The sequence below is a fragment of the Streptomyces katrae genome (genome assembly GCF_000717655.1).
GTDB classification, from domain to species: domain Bacteria; phylum Actinomycetota; class Actinomycetes; order Streptomycetales; family Streptomycetaceae; genus Streptomyces; species Streptomyces katrae_B.
Genome location: NZ_JNZY01000009.1, coordinates 39,837 through 56,098 on the forward strand (window position 1 = coordinate 39,837; position 16,262 = coordinate 56,098).

The window sequence follows — 16,262 nt, forward strand, 5'->3', positions numbered from 1 at the left end:
GATTGACCGTGTGATTCCGGCCACGCCAGACTGATGCCCACTCAAAGCATCGGCGCTGGGGGGAAATTGACCAGCCAGGATTTGCACATCGGGCCGGATGCGGCAGCAGACCGGTACCGGCTGCTCCGGTCGATCGGCCGCGGCGGGGAGGCCGTCCTCTATCTCGCGGAGATCGAGCTCGCGGGCGGCAGCGAACCGGTGGTCGTCAAGGTGCTCGACTCCAAGACGACCATCACGCCCGACGAGTTCGACCGGATCAGCCGCAAGTGGAACGAGCAGGCCGAGCTCCTGCGCTTCGTGCACCGCCCGGGCGTCGTCGGCGTCCGGGAGCACTTCGAGGGGCCGCCGATCCACCGGTCGGGGGAGTCCGGGACGCTGACCGGCCGGGCCCTCGTCCTCGTGATGAACCATGTCGACGGGCTCGACCTGCGCGACTGGCGCGCCGAACGGAACCTCGCCACCGCCGCCGAGCGGCGCGAGGTGATGCGGACGCTGGAACAGCTGGCCGACGTCCTGGACTGGCTGCACTCCGGGAAGGCCACCCCGTCCGGGCGCCAGGTGATCCACGGTGACCTGTCACCGGGCAATGTGATGGTGGACGGTCATGGGCAGGCCACCCTGGTGGACTTCGGGCTCAGCAAGCTGACCGCGGACCACCAGACGGCGGAGGTGTGGTTCACGCCGGGGTACGCGGCTCCCGAGGTCTTCGACGGCAAGCGCACCCCGGCGGCGGACCGCTACGCCTTCGGGGCGATCGCGTACTTTCTGCTGAGCGGCGAGTCCCCGCCCAACTCCCCGGAGCAGCTGGCCCGGGCGATGGCGGCGCTGCCGCAGATCGCGGCGCTGGACGCCGAGCGGCGCGCCCGGATCACCGCCGTCTACGCGGGCGATCCGGTGCAGCGGCCCGTCAGCCTGGCCGGCTGGATGAAGGACGTACGGCACGCGGTCGTGTCCACGACCTCCTCGACCTCGCAGCGGGCGGTGCAGGACGCGGTCCCGGCGCCGGTTCCGTCGAAGCCGGTGGTGCCTCCACAGCCGGTGGGCCCGCCGCCGGTCCAGACGCCGGTCGCCGCTCCCGTCCCTTCACCGCCCCCGCCCGCCCGGGACGCCCGGCCGCAGCCCCAGCCGCAGCCCCCGCTGCAGCCCCGGCCGGAGCACGTGCCCGCCGGGTACGGACCGACGTACCCGCTGCACGAGTCCCCGCCTCCGGGGTCCGCCGCACCGAAGCGGCGGCGGCCCGGGCTCGTCCTGTGCTCGGTGGCCGCCGTCCTGGTCATCGCGGCGCTCTCCGTGCTCGGCGTACGGCTGCTGGAAAAGGACAAGGGCGGTGCCCAGGCCTCGGACGGCAAGGGCGGCAGCTCCGCCTCCGAAGCGGCCGCATCGGAGGAGGAATCCCCGGCACCCGCTCCCTCACCGAGTGAGAGCGAGAGCGGCAGTTCGGACACGGGGGCGACACCCGACCCCACCGCCAGTGGTACCCAGCCGGGCGGCGTCGCGGCGGACATCAAGGCCGCCGACCTGACGCAGCTGACGCCCATCGCGGGACTGGGCAACTTCACCGTCGGAGCCGCGAAGATCAACACCAAGCAGTACGGGGCGGCCTTCATCGCGCACCCCGACTGCAACGACGAGGCGATCACCGAGTTCGACCTCAACCGCGAGTGGAAGCACCTGGAGTTCACCGCCGGGATCGACGACGGCTCCACGCACGAGAAGGGACGCGTCAGCATCTCCCTCGACGGGAAGCCCGCGGCCTTCTCCGAGCTCGTCGAACTCGGCAAGCCGGCGACGAAGTCGGTGGACGTGACCGACGCCCTGCGGCTGCGCGTCAAGGTGGACATGGGCTGCGACAACGGCACCGTCGTCATCGCCGCCCCGCAGCTCACCCGCTGAGCCGAACGGCTCAGGACGCACGGCGGCCCCGCACCGGACACCGGTGCGGGGCCGCCGCCGTACGCGGGGTGCTGCTACTCGGAGACGCCCAGGCGCTCCAGGATGAGCTCCTTGACGCGTGCCGCGTCGGCCTGGCCGCGGGTCGTCTTCATGACCGCGCCGACCAGCGCGCCGACGGCGGCGATCTTGCCGCCTCGGATCTTGTCGGCGATGGCCGCGTTGCCCGCGATGGCCTCGTCCACGGCCGCGCCGAGCGCGCCCTCGTCCGAGACGACCTTCAGGCCGCGCTTCTCGACGACCTCGTCCGGGGTGCCCTCGCCGGCGAGGACGCCCTCGAGGACCTGGCGGGCCAGCTTGTCGTTCAGCTCGCCGGCCGCGACCAGGGCCGCGACGCGCGCGACCTGGGCCGGGGTGATCGGCAGCTCGTCGACGACGACGCCCTGCTCGTTGGCGTTGCGGGCCAGCTCGCCCATCCACCACTTGCGCGCGGCCGTCGAGTCGGCGCCCGCCTCGATCGTGGCGACGATGGAGTCCACCGCGCCCGCGTTGAGGATCGACTGCATGTCGTGCTCGCCCACGCCCCACTCCTCGCGGAGCCGGTTGCGGCGCACGCGCGGCATCTCGGGCAGGCCGGCGCGCAGCTCCTCGACCCAGTCGCGGGCCGGGGCGACGGGGACCAGGTCGGGCTCCGGGAAGTACCGGTAGTCCTCGGCGTTGTCCTTGATGCGGCCGGCGGTGGTGGAGCCGTCCTCCTCGTGGAAGTGCCGGGTCTCCTGAACGATCGTGCCGCCGGACGAGAGCACCGCCGCGTGGCGCTGGATCTCGAAGCGGGCCGCGCGCTCGACGGAGCGCAGCGAGTTGACGTTCTTCGTCTCGCTGCGGGTGCCGAACTCGGACTCGGGGGTCGGGCGCAGCGACAGGTTCACGTCGCAGCGCATCTGGCCCTTGTCCATCCGGGCCTCGGAGACGCCGAGCGCCTTGATGACCTCGCGCAGCTCGGCCACGTACGCCTTGGCGACCTCGGGGGCCCGCTCGCCCGCGCCCTCGATCGGCTTGGTGACGATCTCGATGAGCGGGATGCCGGCGCGGTTGTAGTCCAGCAGGGAGTGGGACGCGCCGTGGATACGGCCCGTGGCACCGCCGACGTGCAGCGACTTGCCGGTGTCCTCCTCCATGTGGGCGCGCTCGATCTCCACGCGGAAGATCTCGCCGTCCTCCAGCTGCACGTCGAGGTAGCCGTTGAAGGCGATCGGCTCGTCGTACTGGGAGGTCTGGAAGTTCTTCGGCATGTCCGGATAGAAGTAGTTCTTCCGGGCGAAGCGGCACCATTCGGCGATCTCGCAGTTCAGGGCGAGGCCGATCTTGATGGCCGACTCGACGCCGATCGCGTTGACGACGGGCAGCGAGCCGGGCAGACCGAGGCAGGTGGGGCAGGTCTGCGAGTTGGGCTCGGCACCCAGCTCGGTCGAGCAGCCGCAGAACATCTTGGTCTTGGTGCCGAGCTCGACATGGACCTCGAGGCCCATGACGGGGTCGTACGACGCGAGGGCGTCCTCGTACGACAGCAGTTCGGTGACGGTCACAGTGAAACTTCCCTCTCAGCCCAGCAGAACGTCGTCGTCGCCGAGGCGCTTCAGCTCGCGGTACAGGATCGCGAGGCCGGTGACGATGGCGGCGGCGGACACAACGGCGTCGACCAGCTTCAGCGTGTCGTTCTCGGTGCGGGCCTTGCGGGCCTGCTTGATCACGCTGATGGCACCGAACGCGGTGGTGCCGATCGACAGGTACGTACCGGACTTGGACTTCTTGAAGCCCTTGGCCTTGGACAGCGCACTCGAACTCACAGCGACGGAGCCTCCTCAAGCAGCGGGTGACCCCAGCGCTCGACGAAGGCTGCCTCCACGGCGGCGCCGACCTTGTACAGCCGGTCGTCCTTCATCGCCGGGGCGATGATCTGCAGCCCGACCGGCAGGCCGTCCTCCGGCGCCAGGCCGCACGGGAGCGACATGGCGGCGTTGCCGGCCAGGTTGGTCGGGATGGTGCACAGGTCCGCGAGGTACATCGCCAGCGGGTCGTCGGTGCGCTCACCGATCGCGAAGGCGGTGGTCGGGGTCGTCGGGGAGACGATCACGTCGACCTGCTCGAAGGACTTCTCGAAGTCCTTGGTGATGAGCGTGCGGACCTTCTGGGCGGAGCCGTAGTACGCGTCGTAGTAGCCGGAGCTCAGCGCGTACGTACCGAGGATGATGCGGCGCTTGACCTCGTCGCCGAAGCCGGCTTCGCGGGTGAGCGCGGTGACGTCCTCGGCGGACTTCGTGCCGTCGTCGCCGACGCGCAGGCCGTAGCGCATGGCGTCGAAGCGGGCCAGGTTCGAGGAGCACTCGGACGGCGCGATCAGGTAGTACGCGGCCATCGCGAGGTCGAAGGAGGGGCAGTCCAGCTCGACGATCTCGGCGCCCAGCTCCTTGAGGAGCTCGACGGACTCGTTGAAGCGCTGGACGACGCCGGCCTGGTAGCCCTCGCCGGCGAACTGCTTGACGACACCGATGCGCATGCCGGCGACGGAGCCGTTGCGGGCCGCCTCGACGACCGGCGGGACCGGGGCGTCGATGGAGGTGGAGTCCATCGGGTCGTGGCCGGCGATGACCTCGTGGAGGAGCGCCGCGTCCAGGACCGTACGGGCGCAGGGCCCGCCCTGGTCGAGGGAGGAGGAGAAGGCGACCATGCCGTAGCGGGAGACGCCGCCGTACGTGGGCTTCACGCCGACCGTGCCCGTGACGGACGCGGGCTGGCGGATGGAGCCGCCGGTGTCCGTGCCGATCGCGAGGGGGGCCTGGAAGGCGGCCAGCGCGGCGGCGGAGCCGCCGCCGGAGCCGCCGGGGATGCGGGTGAGGTCCCACGGGTTGCCGGTGGGGCCGTAGGCGCTGTTCTCGGTGGAGGACCCCATGGCGAACTCGTCCATGTTGGTCTTGCCGAGGATGACGACGTCGGCTTCCTTCAGCTTGCGCGTCAGGGTGGCGTCGTACGGCGGGATCCAGCCTTCGAGGATCTTCGAACCGACGGTGGTCGGGACCCCGACGGTCGTGAAGATGTCCTTGAGGGCGAGCGGCACGCCGGCCAGCGGGCCGAGCTTCTCGCCGCGCTCGCGCTTGGCGTCGACGGCGCGCGCCTGGGCGAGGGCGCCCTCGCGGTCGACGTGCAGGAAGGCGTGGACCTTCTCGTCGGTCGCGTCGATGCGGGCCAGGTGGGCCTCGGTGACCTCGACGGCCGTGAGCTCGCCGGAGGCGATCTTCTCGGCGGTCTCGGCGGCCGTGAGCTTGATGATCTGGTCAGTCATGGTTGTTAGTCCTCCCCCAGGATCTGCGGCACCTTGAAACGCTGCTGCTCCTGGGCGGGAGCGCCGGAAAGCGCCTGCTCGGGGGTGAGCGACGGTCGGACCTCGTCCGCGCGCATGACGTTCGTCAGCGGCAGCGGGTGGGAGGTCGGCGGGACGTCTTGGTCGGCGACCTCGGAAACGCGGGCGACCGCGCCGATGATGTCGTCGAGCTGTCCGGCGAAGTGGTCCAGCTCTTCGGCCTTGAGCTCCAGACGTGCCAGCCGAGCGAGGTGGGCAACCTCCTCGCGCGTGATGCCAGGCATGCAGCGATCCTCTGGGGGTGGTGAGTGTGTAGTTTCGTGCCCAATCCTATGGGGCCGGGCGCCGGACCCACGAAACCGTTTCCCACCGGGGTCCCTCCGGGCCCGGCCCCGGCTGCCGCGCCGGCTACTGTGCCGGGGTTTCCGCATGGGTCGGAGAGGCCGAGAGTTCCGCCGTGATGTCCGCCGGACGGCGCCAGCCGCGTTCGCCACGGGCCAGGAGCCAGGCCGTGGCCTCCTGCGGGGGCATGGCGGCCGCGACCAGCCAGCCCTGGACTGCGTCGCAGCCCAGGTCGCGCAGGCGCTCCCAGGTCTCGTCGTCCTCCACGCCCTCGGCGACGACGAGCAGCCCCAGCGAGTGCGCCAGGTCCACCGTGCAGCGCACGATCTCCGCGTCCTGCGCGTCCACCGCGAGCCGCGCCACGAACGAGCGGTCGATCTTCAGCTCGCTGACCGGCAGCCGCCGCAGGTGCACCAGGGAGGAGTAGCCCGTGCCGAAGTCGTCGAGCGACATCTTGACGCCGTGGCCGGTCAGGCCCGCCATGGTGTCGGCCGCCCGCTGCGGGTCCTCCAGCAGGACGTGTTCCGTTATCTCCAGCTGGAGCCCGCTGGCCGGGACCCCGTGCCGGGCCAGCCGGGCCGCGACCGCGCCGGCGAAGCCGGGGGTGTGGACGTCGCGCGGCGAGACGTTGACGGCGACCGGGACCTTCAGGCCCTGCGCCCGCCACCGCGCCACCTGGGCGAGGGCCGTCTCGAGGACGTACTCGGTGAGGTGGGGCATGAGCCCCGAGGTCTCGGCGATCGCGATGAACTCGTCGGGCGAGACCCGGCCCCGCTCCGGATGCACCCAGCGCACCAGGGCTTCGAGCCCGGCCACCTGGCCGTCGAAGCGGACCTTGGGCTGGTAGTGGAGTTCCACTTCACCGGCGTCGAGGGCCCGCCGCAGATCGCCGAGGAGACCGAGGCGGTCGGGAGTGTTGCTGTCCCGCTTGGACTCGTACACCTCCACGCCCGTACGGTCGCGCTTCGCCTGGTACATCGCGACGTCGGCGCGGCGCAGCAGCCCCTCCGCGTCCAGCGCGTGGTCGGGGAAGACGGCGAGGCCGGCGCTGGCCTCCAGGACGAGGGTGAGGCCGTCCAGGTCGAGAGGAGAGCTGAGCTCGCCGACGAGGTGGCGGGCGACCCGCTGGGCGCTGGTGGTGGAGTCGGCGACGGGCAGGAGCACGGCGAACTCGTCGCCGCCGAGGCGGGCTGCCTCGGCGTCCTCGGGCAGGGCCTGGCGGAGCCGGTCGGCGATCTGGAGGAGCAGCCGGTCGCCGGCGAGGTGGCCCAGCGTGTCGTTGACCGCGCGGAACCGGTCCAGGTCGATCAGCACAAGAGCTGACCGGGTGCCCGAACGTTCAGCCTCGTCCAGAGCGGACCACGCCCGCTCCAGGAGCCACTGGCGGTTGGGCAGCCCGGTCAGCGGATCGCGCAGCTGTTCCTCGGCGCGCGCCCGGGCGATCCACAGGGTGGAGTCGAGGGCGATCAGAGGTACGGCGAACAGTGGCAGCAGCACCGGCTGCGTCACGGCGACCACGCAGATCAGCGGGGCGATGCCGAGCAGGGCGACGGCCACTAAGGCCTGCCGGAGCAGGGCCGTGCGGGCGACGGTGGGCAGGGCGCCGCCGCGCGGGGTCAGCGCGAGCCACAGCAGCACCTTGGTGACCAGAAGGTAGGCCAGGGCCACCAGGATGACCTCGGGCGCCGCCTCCAGCCCCCAGGCGGTGGGCCGCCACGGCGTCTCGACGGTCGGTGCCTCGCCGAACGCGGCGAGTACGAGGGCCCCCGCGCCGATGCCGAGGATGTCGGTGGCGCCGTGCAGCAGCCCTTGGCGCCAGCGGTGCCGGCGGGCGGCCCCGACCAGGGAGACCACCGCGAGCGAGACGAGTCCCGCGGGTACCCACCCGTACAGGAGGAGCACGCCGAGGGTGAGGGCCGCGCCCGACCCGGTGCCGCCCCACCAGCGGTCGCGGCCCAGCGCGACCAGGTGGCCCACGATGATGCCGGTCAGCAGGGCGAGTGCCCAGCCGACCGGGCCGCCGGGGAACAGGGCATGACGGTCACTCAGCGCGGAGACCATGCCCGCTGCCAGGACCACGGCGGACAGGCCCACGATGACGAAGGGCAGCACGGTGCGCTGCCCCGCTCCGCCCGGTCCCGCGCCGGTGTCGAGCGGGTGGGTGTCCGGCGTCCTGGAACCCAGGACACCGAGCCGGCCCGTCCGCATGGACGGGATCTCCCCGCCGACATCAGGTGACGGGTCGGCGCTTTCGGTGGGTTTCATGCCCGTCCCTCTCACAGCCGGCAATGCCGATGCCACGCGATGGCCCCGATGTCATGCCACCACGGCTGGAATCGCATCCCGCAGCCGTGCACGACAGGCGCACCCCTCAACAGTAGGACGCGAGAGGCTCCCAGGGGCAGCGGTCGGCGGCGGTTGCCCGAATGCGACCCAGCCATCCTCATCAGTACGGTATCCGCCGAACGGGTGAGTTTGAACCAGGACCCTCGGGTCACCCATCCGATGATCCGACAGGTCACCGCCCTGCGAACAGCCCTGTACCAGCCTTTTACCACCGGGCGTTGCGCCTGGCGTGCGCCCGCCCGCACGGCCGCACACCACGCATCCGTTCGCCTTCACCTATTCCCGGATACGCGTCCCGCCGTGTCGTTCAGGGGGTATTACTCCGATCCGGCGGCGTCCTCCGTCGGGAGCGCCGCCTCGCGTGCCGCGTCGGGGCCCTGTTCGAGGAGCACCGCGAAGCCCGCGTCGTCGAGGACGGCCAGCTTCAGCTGCATCGCCTTGTCGTACTTGGAGCCCGGGTTCTCACCGACCACGACGAAGGAGGTCTTCTTCGAGACGGAGCCGGTCACCTTGGCGCCGCGGCGCTGCAGGGCCTCCTTCGCCCCGTCCCGCGTGTGGCTCTGCAAGGTTCCGGTGACGACGACGGTCAGGCCCTCCAGCGGCCGCGGGCCCTCCTCCTCGCCGGAACCTTCCTCCTCCATCCGGACCCCGGCCTCCCGCCACTTGCGCAGGATCTCCTGGTGCCAGTCGACGGCGAACCACTCCTTGACCGCCGCCGCGATGATCGGCCCGACGCCCTCGGTGGCGGCGAGCTCCTCCTCGGTGGCCTGCTCGATCCGCTCGACGGACCGGAACTCGCGGGCGAGGGTCTCCGCCGCGACGGGGCCCACGTGCCGGATGGAGAGGCCGTTGATGAAGCGGGCCAGTGGGCGGTCCTTGGCGGCCGCGATGTTCTCCAGCATGGCCAGGGCGTTCTTCTTCGGCTCGCCCTTCTGGTTGGCGAAGACCGTGACGATCTTCTCCTCGCCGGTCTTCGGGTCGCGCTTGGGCAGCCCGCTGTCGGCGTCCAGGACGTACGCCTTGATGGGGAGCAGCTGCTCGATGGTGAGGCCGAACAGGTCGCCCTCGTCGAGCATCGGCGGCTCGGCCGGCTCCAGCGGGTTGGTGAGCGCGGCCGCGGCCACCGCGCCGAAGTTCTCGATGTCCAGGCACTGGCGGCCCGCCAGATAGAACAGCCGCTCGCGCAACTGGGCGGGGCAGGTCTGCCCGTTGGGGCAACGGAGGTCGATGTCGCCCTCCTTCATCGGCCGCAGCGGCGTCCCGCACTCGGGGCACTCTGCCGGCATGACGAACTCCCGCTCGGTGCCGTCACGGAGGTCCACCACGGGGCCGAGGATCTCGGGGATGACGTCGCCGGCCTTGCGCAGCACCACCGTGTCCCCGATGAGCACGCCCTTGGCCTTGACGACCTCCTGGTTGTGCAGCGTCGCGAACTCGACCTCCGAGCCGGCCACCGTCACCGGCTCCACCTGCGCGTACGGGGTCACCCGGCCGGTGCGGCCGACGCCGACCTTGATGTCGATCAGCTTGGTGTTGACCTCTTCGGGGGCGTACTTCCAGGCGATCGCCCAGCGCGGGGCGCGGGCCGTGGAGCCGAGGCGGCCCTGGAGCGGGATCTCGTCGAGCTTGACGACGACGCCGTCGATCTCGTGCTCCACCGAGTGCCGGTTCTCGCCGAAGTACGCGATGAAATCGCGTACCTCCGCGAGCGAGGTCACCGCCTTGTTGTGCCGGGCCGTGGGCAGGCCCCACTCGCTGAGCAGCTCGTACGCGTGGCTGAGCTTGTCGATCTCGAAGCCGGCGCGCGCGCCGATGCCGTGCACCACCATGTGCAGCGGCCGGGTGGCGGTGACCTTCGGGTCCTTCTGGCGCAGCGAACCGGCCGCCGCGTTGCGCGGGTTGGCGAAGGGCTTGTCGCCGGCCTCGACGAGCCGGGCGTTGAGCTCCTCGAACTTCTCCATCGGGAAGAAGACCTCGCCGCGGATCTCGACGAGCTCCGGGATCCGGTCGCCCTTGAGGCGGTCCGGGATGTCGGCGATGGTGCGGACGTTGGGCGTGATGTCCTCGCCGGTGCGGCCGTCGCCGCGGGTGGCGGCCCGGGTGAGGCGGCCCTTCTCGTAGGTGAGGTTGACGGCGAGGCCGTCCACCTTGAGCTCGCACAGGTAGTGGAAGTCGGGGGTGTTGACGTCCCGGGCCACCCGCTCGGCCCAGGCCGCCAACTCCTCGTCGTCGAAGGCGTTGTCGAGGGAGAGCATGCGCTCGCGGTGCTCGACGGACGCGAAGTCCGTCTGGTACGCCCCGGCCACCTTCTGGGTGGGCGAATCGGGCGTGCGCAGCTCCGGGTACTGCTCCTCCAGCGCCTCGAGCGAGCGCAGCAGCTTGTCGAACTCGGCGTCGCTGACGACCGGCTGGTCGTTCACGTAGTACCGGAAGCGGTGCTCCTCGACCTGCTCGGCCAGCAGCGCGTGCTGCTCGCGCACCGCCGCAGGTGCGGCCGTGCCGTCGCCGGCCTGCTTCTGTTCGGCTGCCATGCCGTGTCCTCCCGTGGCCCGTCTCTTCACGTCACTCAGGGTTGTCGGCGAGCGACCTCGCCGCCCTGACGCAGTGCGCCTGCACCGCGCGGGCGTAGGCGGGCGAAGCGCCCGCCAGACCGCACGACGGGGTGACCACGACGGACTCCGCCAGAGTCCCCGGGGCCAGCCCCAGCCTGCGCCAAAGCTTCCTGACACCCATGACGCTACCGGCAGGGTCCGACAACGGGGCGTCGGTGCCCGGCACCACTCCGGCGAAGAGTTTCGTGCCGCCTTCGACGGCCTCGCCGATGGCGTCGTCATCGCGCTCGGTGAGCAAAGAGAAATCGAACGACACGCCTTTGGCGCCGGCCCGCCGGAGCAGCCCGAAGGGCACCTCGGGTGCGCAGGAGTGGACGACGACCTCTCCGTCGTGGACGGCGAACAGCTCGCGCAGGGTGCCCTCGACGACCTGGCGGTCCACGGCCCGGTACGTCCGGTACTTGCTGGCGGACCGCACGCGTCCCAGCAGCACCGCGCCCAGGGACGGCTCGTCGAGCTGGAGCACGATCTCGGCGCCGGGGATGCGCTTGCGTACGTCCGCCAGGTGGTCGCGCAGGCCTTCGGCGAGGGATCCTGCCAGGTCGCGGCAGGCGCCGGCGTCCTGGAGCACGGCCTCGCCGCCGTGCAGTTCCAGGGCCGTGGCGAGGGTCCACGGCCCGACGGCCTGGACCTTGAGCTGGCCCGTGTACCCCTGGGTGAACTCCTCGAGCGCGTCCAGGTCCTCCCCCAGCCAGGAGCGGGCCCGCTTCGAGTCCCGTCCCGGGCGGTCGCTGATCCGCCAGCCGCTGGGCTCGACGTGGGCGTACATGTCGACGAGCAGCCCGAGGGAGCGGCCGATCATGTCCGCGCCGGGCCCGCGGGCGGGCAGCTCGGGGAGGTACGGGAAGTCCTCGAAGGTCCCGGTGGCGGTCTTGGCGGCCTCGCGGGCGTCGCCGCCGGGGAGGGAACCGATGCCGGTGGCGCTCGCGGTCATCGGCCGGGCCTGACGCTCAGGTCGTTGACCTCGGCGTCACGGGGCAGGTCGACGGCCATCAGGATCGTGGTGGCCACGGACTCGGGGTCGATCCAGTCGGCGGGGTCGTACTCCTTGCCCTCCTGCGAGTGCACCTTGGCCTGCATCGCGGTCGCGGTGCGGCCGGGGTAGACGGAGGTGACCCGGATGCCGTTCGGCTTCTCCTCGGCGCGCAGCGAGTCGGCGAGCGCCTTCAGCCCGTGCTTGGAGGCGGCGTACGCGCTCCAGTCGGCGTGGGCGGTCAGGCCGGCGCCGGAGTTCACGAAGACCACGGTGGCGCGGGAGGCCCGCAGGGTGGGCAGCAGCAGCCGGGTGACCTCGGCGGGGGCGATCAGGTTCACGTTGAGCTGCTGGTGCCAGGTCTTGGGGCGCAGCTCGCCGACGGGGCCGAGGTCGACGATCCCGGCGATGTGCAGGAGGGAGTCGATCCGGTCCGGGATCGCCTGCTTGGAGAAGGCCCACGACAGCCGGTCGGGGTCGGCGAGGTCCCCGACGAGGGCGCGGGAGCCGGGGAAGCGCTCGACGAGCTGCTTGCCGCGTGCGGCGTCGCGGGCGAGCAGGACGAGGTCGTCGCCGCGTGCGTGCAGCCGGGCGGCGACGGCGGCGCCGATGCCCGCACCGGCACCGGTGATCAGGTGAGTAGCCATACGCCCCATGCTCGCACCCCCGGCGCACTGATCCGGGCCCCGGTCACCGCCCCCCCGCCGGCACGGCAGGCCGCCTCGATCACGGCACGTGCGGCGGCCGCCTGCCCGGCGGTGGCGGCGGGGGCGGGGGCGGGGGCGAAGCCTGGCCGACGATCAGGTGCGGGCGCGCCGCGACGAGCCGGGCCCGCGCGTCGGCCCGCGGCCCGGCCCACCCCTCCCCGGGACCGCAGAGCACGAACACGGCCGGTGGCCCGTCAGAGGCCGGCTTCGGAGCGCAGGCGGGCCGCCGTCTTCGTGGCGTCGTAGCCGGGCGGGACGCCGTCGACCAGGATGACCTCGCCCGGGATGTGGCGGGTGCGGAGCGGTACGAGGGCCTGGTAGGCCGGGGAGGCGTACCAGGCGCGGGCCCGCTCGATGTCCGGGAAGGCGAGGACCACCACGGTCCCGGGGAAGGGGCCTTCCATGACCTCGACCTGCGCCCCGTGGACGAGGAAGCGGCCCTCGAAGGGGTCCATCGTCGACTGGATCTCCTCGATGTAGTGGAGGATCTCCTCGTTCAGCGTCTCGGGCCGGATGTGGGCGATGGCGTAAGCGGTCATGGTCGTGGCCTCCGCGCTGTCAAGTGGCATACCGGATCGGGCTGTTGATCCGATCCTGCCAAGCCGCGGAGCCGAAGGCCATGACCTCCGGGGTCATGCCGCCGCGGCCGCCGGACTGCCGGGCCGGTACGTCCGGCGGTAGGCGATCGGCGAGACGCCGAGGGCCGTCCGCATGTGCTGGCGCAGCGAGTTGGCGGAGCCGAAGCCCGCCCGGTGCGCGACGAGGTCGACCGGCAGGTCGCTGGACTCCAGCAACTGGCGGGCGACTTCGAGGCGCTGGACGGTGAGCCACTGCACCGGGGTCATGCCGACCTCGTCGCGGAACCGCCGGGTGAAGGTGCGCAGGCTCATCCGGGCGTGGGCGGCCAGCTCGGCCAGCGTGACCGGCTCGGCGAGCCGCTCGAGGGCCCAGGCGCGGGTGGCGGTGGTGGTGGCCACGGTGGGTTCGGGGACGGGCCGGTCGATGTACTGGGCCTGCCCGCCGTCGCGCCACGGCGGTACGACGCACAGCCGCGCGGCGCGGTTGGCGGCGGCGGTGCCGTGGTCGGCGCGGATCAGGTAGAGGCAGAGGTCGATGCCGGCGGCCACTCCGGCCGAGGTCAGGATGTCGCCGTCGTCGACGAAGAGCACGTCTTCGTCGAGCAGGACGCGCGGGAAGGCCCGCTGGAACTCCGGCGCGTGCGCCCAGTGCGTGGTGGCGCGCCGGCCGTCGAGCAGCCCGGCGGCGGCGAGCACCTCGGAGCCGGTGCAGATGGACACGATGCGGGTGCCGGGCCGGATGCCGGCGAGGGCGTCGGCCAGGGCCGGCGGCAGGGGCTCGGCGCGCAGGAGCCCGGGCATGGCGTGGGTGGGCGGGACGATCACGGTGTCGGCCGCGGCGAGCGCCTCGGGACCGGCGGTGACGCCGATGGTGAAGCCTGCGTCGCTGGTCACGGGCAGGCCGTCGGCGGTGCAGACGGTGACCTCGTACAGCGCGCCACCGTCCTCCGCGTGGGCGTTGCCGAACACCCGCGACGGCATTCCGAGCTCGAACGGGGCGACGCCTTCGAGGGCGAGTACGGCGATTCGATGCAAACCGGGCATGGCCAGATCCTGTCACATGGTGGCCGTACGGCCAACACCGCACGGGGCTGGGTGCGGCCAAGCTGATGTCACGGCCGGGAAAACCGGCATGGAGCACCCCGAGCAACACCGAGATCAACCAAGGAGACAGTCATGCGTGCGGTCGTCGTCAGCCAGTGGGGCGGACCCGAGGTTCTCACCGAGGTCGAGATGGACCGGCCCGAGCCGGGCCTGAACGAGGTCCTCGTACGGGTCCACGCGGCCGGCGTGAACCCGGTGGACTGGAAGACCCGGGCCAGCGGCGCCCTCATCGGCTGGGGCGAGGTCCCGATGGTCGGCTGGGACGTCTCGGGCACCGTCGAGGCGGTGGGGCCGGGCGTGACGCTGTACCGCGAGGGCGACGAGGTGTACGGCATGCCGAACTTCCCGCGCCAGGCGGGCGGCTACGCCGAGTACGTGGTCGCCCCGGCGCGGCACTTCGCCCGCAAGCCGGCCTCCCTGGACCACGTGCAGGCGGCGGCCCTGCCGCTGGCGGCGCTGACCGCCTGGCAGGCCCTGGTGGACACGGCCGGTGTCACGGCCGGGCAGCGGGTGCTGGTCCACGCGGCGGCCGGCGGAGTCGGCCACCTGGCGGTGCAGATCGCCAAGGCGCGCGGCGCGTACGTGATCGGCACGGCCAGCGCGGCCAAGCACGAGCTGCTGCGCGAGCTGGGCGCCGACGAGGTGCTCGACTACCGCACCACGGACTTCGAGGACGCCGTCTCGGAGGTGGACGTCGTCATCGACGCGGTGGGCGGGGACTACGGCCGGCGCTCGCTGAAGGTCCTGAAGCCCGGCGGCCACCTGGTGACCCTGCCCGGCCCGGACGGGATCCCGGCCGACCCGCAGGGCGTCCACGCCGCCTGGGTCCTCGTCGAGCCGGACCTCAAGGGCCTGCAGGAGATCGCGGCCCTCGCCGACCAGGGCCTGCTGAAGCCGCTGGTCGACACGGTCCTGCCGCTGGAGCAGGCCGCGAAGGCCCACGAGATCGGCGAGCTGGGCCGGACCACCGGGAAGATCGTCCTCACGGTCGGCTAGACGGCCCGGGAGCCAGGGGCGGTCGCAGGGGCTTCGCGAACACCTCCACGGCCCGGTCACCGGGACACTCCGATGCCCGTCCCGGCCCCTTCCGAGTCCGGCCGCGCCTCCCCGCTCCCGCACTCGGGGCGGGGCGGGGCGGGGCCTCACACGGACGCGGCCGTGGCCCGGGTGGTCGTCGCGATGGTGGCGGAACCGACCACGCGGGTGCCGTCGTAGAGCACGATCGCCTGGCCGGGGGCCACGCCGCGGACCGGCTCCGTGAAGCGGACCCGCAGCTCGCCGTCCACCATCTCCGCGAAGACCTCGGTCTCGCCGCCGTGGGCGCGCAGCTGCGCGGTGTACGTACCCGGGGCGGCGGCCGTGGAGCCGCACCAGCGGGGGCGGATCGCGGTCAGGGCGCTGACGTCGAGGGCCTCGGCGGGGCCGACGGTGACGGTGTTGTTCACCGGCGAGATGTCGAGGACGTAGCGCGGCTTGCCGTCGGGGGCGGGGTGGCCGATCCGCAGGCCCTTGCGCTGGCCGATGGTGAAGCCGAAGGCGCCGTCGTGGGTGCCGACCTTCTCGCCCGTCGCCTCGTCGACGATGTCGCCCTCGGCCTTGCCGAGGCGGTTCGCGAGGAAGCCCTGGGTGTCGCCGTCGGCGATGAAGCAGATGTCGTGGCTGTCGGGCTTCTTCGCGACGGCCAGGCCGCGCTCCTCCGCCTCCGCCCGGATCTCGTCCTTCGTCGTGAGGGTGTCGCCGAGCGGGAAGAGCGCGTGGGCGAGCTGCTTCTCGTCGAGGACGCCGAGGACGTACGACTGGTCCTTGGCCATGTCGGAGGCGCGGTGCAGCTCGCGGGAGCCGTCCTCGTGCACCACGACGGTGGCGTAGTGGCCGGTGCAGACGGCGTCGAAGCCGAGGGCGAGGGCCTTGTCGAGCAGCGCCGCGAACTTGATCTTCTCGTTGCAGCGCAGGCAGGGGTTCGGGGTGCGCCCGGCCTCGTACTCGGAGATGAAGTCCTCGACCACGTCCTCGCGGAAACGCTCGGCCAGGTCCCAGACGTAGAACGGGATGCCGATGACGTCGGCGGCGCGGCGGGCGTCGCGGGAGTCCTCGATGGTGCAGCAGCCGCGGGCGCCGGTCCGGAAGGACTGCGGGTTCGCGGAGAGCGCGAGGTGGACGCCGGTCACGTCGTGCCCGGCTTCGACCGCGCGGGCGGCGGCGACGGCGGAGTCCACGCCGCCGGACATGGCGGCCAGGACACGAAGTGGGGGTCCCCCCAGCGCAGCGAGGGGGCGGCGGGCGGTGCGCGGCAGGTTCTCAGTCATAGCACCGTCCAGAGTACGGGGGAACCGCCCGGGGTCACAGCGCGTT

13 protein-coding genes are annotated in these 16,262 nt (G+C 72.2%); 2 read left to right on the forward strand and 11 right to left on the reverse strand.

Annotation, left to right across the window (positions count from 1 at the left end):
• The first annotated feature begins 66 nt into the window (after positions 1 to 66).
• Complete coding sequence (locus tag IF09_RS0112925; RefSeq protein WP_030295073.1) at positions 67 to 1,893, forward strand: protein kinase domain-containing protein; 1,827 nt, start codon at positions 67 to 69, stop codon at positions 1,891 to 1,893.
• A 74-nt stretch (positions 1,894 to 1,967) separates the two neighbouring features.
• Here the strand turns inward: IF09_RS0112925 and gatB are convergent, their stop codons facing one another.
• The 10 genes from gatB to IF09_RS0112975 all read right to left on the reverse strand — a co-directional run bounded on the left by gatB (position 1,968) and on the right by IF09_RS0112975 (position 13,850).
• Entirely contained in the window at positions 1,968 to 3,476 is a 1,509-nt protein-coding gene (gatB, locus tag IF09_RS0112930) for an Asp-tRNA(Asn)/Glu-tRNA(Gln) amidotransferase subunit GatB (RefSeq protein ID WP_030295075.1), read from the reverse strand.
• A 15-nt stretch (positions 3,477 to 3,491) separates the two neighbouring features.
• Positions 3,492 to 3,737 (reverse strand): hypothetical protein, encoded by a 246-nt coding sequence (locus IF09_RS0112935; protein ID WP_030295076.1) that lies wholly within the window; start codon positions 3,735 to 3,737, stop codon positions 3,492 to 3,494.
• Positions 3,734 to 5,230, reverse strand: a complete 1,497-nt coding sequence (gene gatA, locus IF09_RS0112940) for an Asp-tRNA(Asn)/Glu-tRNA(Gln) amidotransferase subunit GatA (protein ID WP_030295078.1) — start codon at positions 5,228 to 5,230, stop codon at positions 3,734 to 3,736. The genes IF09_RS0112935 and gatA overlap by 4 nt, the downstream gene beginning before the upstream one ends.
• A 5-nt stretch (positions 5,231 to 5,235) precedes the next feature.
• The gene (gene gatC, locus IF09_RS0112945) at positions 5,236 to 5,532 is read right to left on the reverse strand and encodes an Asp-tRNA(Asn)/Glu-tRNA(Gln) amidotransferase subunit GatC (protein WP_010984178.1); all 297 of its coding nucleotides are present in this window, start codon (positions 5,530 to 5,532) and stop codon (positions 5,236 to 5,238) included.
• A gap of 124 nt (positions 5,533 to 5,656) precedes the next feature.
• A complete protein-coding gene (locus IF09_RS0112950) occupies positions 5,657 to 7,651 on the reverse strand; it encodes a bifunctional diguanylate cyclase/phosphodiesterase (protein WP_234320984.1) in 1,995 nt (664 codons plus the stop codon).
• Between the two features lie 602 nt (positions 7,652 to 8,253).
• Positions 8,254 to 10,467 (reverse strand): NAD-dependent DNA ligase LigA, encoded by a 2,214-nt coding sequence (ligA, locus tag IF09_RS0112955; RefSeq protein ID WP_030295083.1) that lies wholly within the window; start codon positions 10,465 to 10,467, stop codon positions 8,254 to 8,256.
• A 31-nt stretch (positions 10,468 to 10,498) separates the two neighbouring features.
• Positions 10,499 to 11,482, reverse strand: a complete 984-nt coding sequence (locus IF09_RS0112960; protein WP_030295085.1) for a methionine synthase — start codon at positions 11,480 to 11,482, stop codon at positions 10,499 to 10,501.
• A complete protein-coding gene (locus IF09_RS0112965; protein ID WP_030295087.1) occupies positions 11,479 to 12,168 on the reverse strand; it encodes an SDR family oxidoreductase in 690 nt (229 codons plus the stop codon). Before IF09_RS0112965 ends, IF09_RS0112960 begins: the two co-directional genes overlap by 4 nt.
• 254 nt (positions 12,169 to 12,422) lie before the next feature.
• The gene (locus IF09_RS0112970) at positions 12,423 to 12,767 is read right to left on the reverse strand and encodes a DUF1330 domain-containing protein (protein ID WP_030295089.1); all 345 of its coding nucleotides are present in this window, start codon (positions 12,765 to 12,767) and stop codon (positions 12,423 to 12,425) included.
• Between the two features lie 93 nt (positions 12,768 to 12,860).
• The gene (locus tag IF09_RS0112975) at positions 12,861 to 13,850 is read right to left on the reverse strand and encodes a GlxA family transcriptional regulator (RefSeq protein ID WP_030295091.1); all 990 of its coding nucleotides are present in this window, start codon (positions 13,848 to 13,850) and stop codon (positions 12,861 to 12,863) included.
• Between the two features lie 132 nt (positions 13,851 to 13,982).
• Here IF09_RS0112975 and IF09_RS0112980 point away from each other — a divergent pair, with 132 nt between their 5' ends.
• Positions 13,983 to 14,906, forward strand: a complete 924-nt coding sequence (locus IF09_RS0112980) for an NADP-dependent oxidoreductase (protein WP_030295093.1) — start codon at positions 13,983 to 13,985, stop codon at positions 14,904 to 14,906.
• A gap of 146 nt (positions 14,907 to 15,052) precedes the next feature.
• Here IF09_RS0112980 and mnmA read toward each other — a convergent pair whose 3' ends face one another.
• Positions 15,053 to 16,216 carry a tRNA 2-thiouridine(34) synthase MnmA gene (gene mnmA, locus IF09_RS0112985; protein WP_078613218.1) on the reverse strand — a complete coding sequence of 388 codons (1,164 nt, stop codon included), beginning with the start codon at positions 16,214 to 16,216 and terminating at the stop codon, positions 15,053 to 15,055.
• Positions 16,217 to 16,262: the final 46 nt, after the last annotated feature.

Bases quoted from the DNA above. Each gene is read 5' to 3' on its own strand.
- IF09_RS0112975 (WP_030295091.1), bottom strand. From the start codon at position 13,850: ATGCCCGGTTTGCATCGAATCGCCGTACTCGCCCTCGAAGGCGTCGCC.
- IF09_RS0112965 (WP_030295087.1), bottom strand. From the start codon at position 12,168: ATGGCTACTCACCTGATCACCGGTGCCGGTGCGGGCATCGGCGCCGCC.
- ligA (WP_030295083.1), bottom strand. From the start codon at position 10,467: ATGGCAGCCGAACAGAAGCAGGCCGGCGACGGCACGGCCGCACCTGCG.
- IF09_RS0112970 (WP_030295089.1), bottom strand. From the start codon at position 12,767: ATGACCGCTTACGCCATCGCCCACATCCGGCCCGAGACGCTGAACGAG.
- IF09_RS0112960 (WP_030295085.1), bottom strand. From the start codon at position 11,482: ATGACCGCGAGCGCCACCGGCATCGGTTCCCTCCCCGGCGGCGACGCC.
- IF09_RS0112980 (WP_030295093.1), top strand. From the start codon at position 13,983: ATGCGTGCGGTCGTCGTCAGCCAGTGGGGCGGACCCGAGGTTCTCACC.
- gatC (WP_010984178.1), bottom strand. From the start codon at position 5,532: ATGCCTGGCATCACGCGCGAGGAGGTTGCCCACCTCGCTCGGCTGGCA.
- mnmA (WP_078613218.1), bottom strand. From the start codon at position 16,216: ATGACTGAGAACCTGCCGCGCACCGCCCGCCGCCCCCTCGCTGCGCTG.
- gatA (WP_030295078.1), bottom strand. From the start codon at position 5,230: ATGACTGACCAGATCATCAAGCTCACGGCCGCCGAGACCGCCGAGAAG.
- IF09_RS0112950 (WP_234320984.1), bottom strand. From the start codon at position 7,651: ATGGTCTCCGCGCTGAGTGACCGTCATGCCCTGTTCCCCGGCGGCCCG.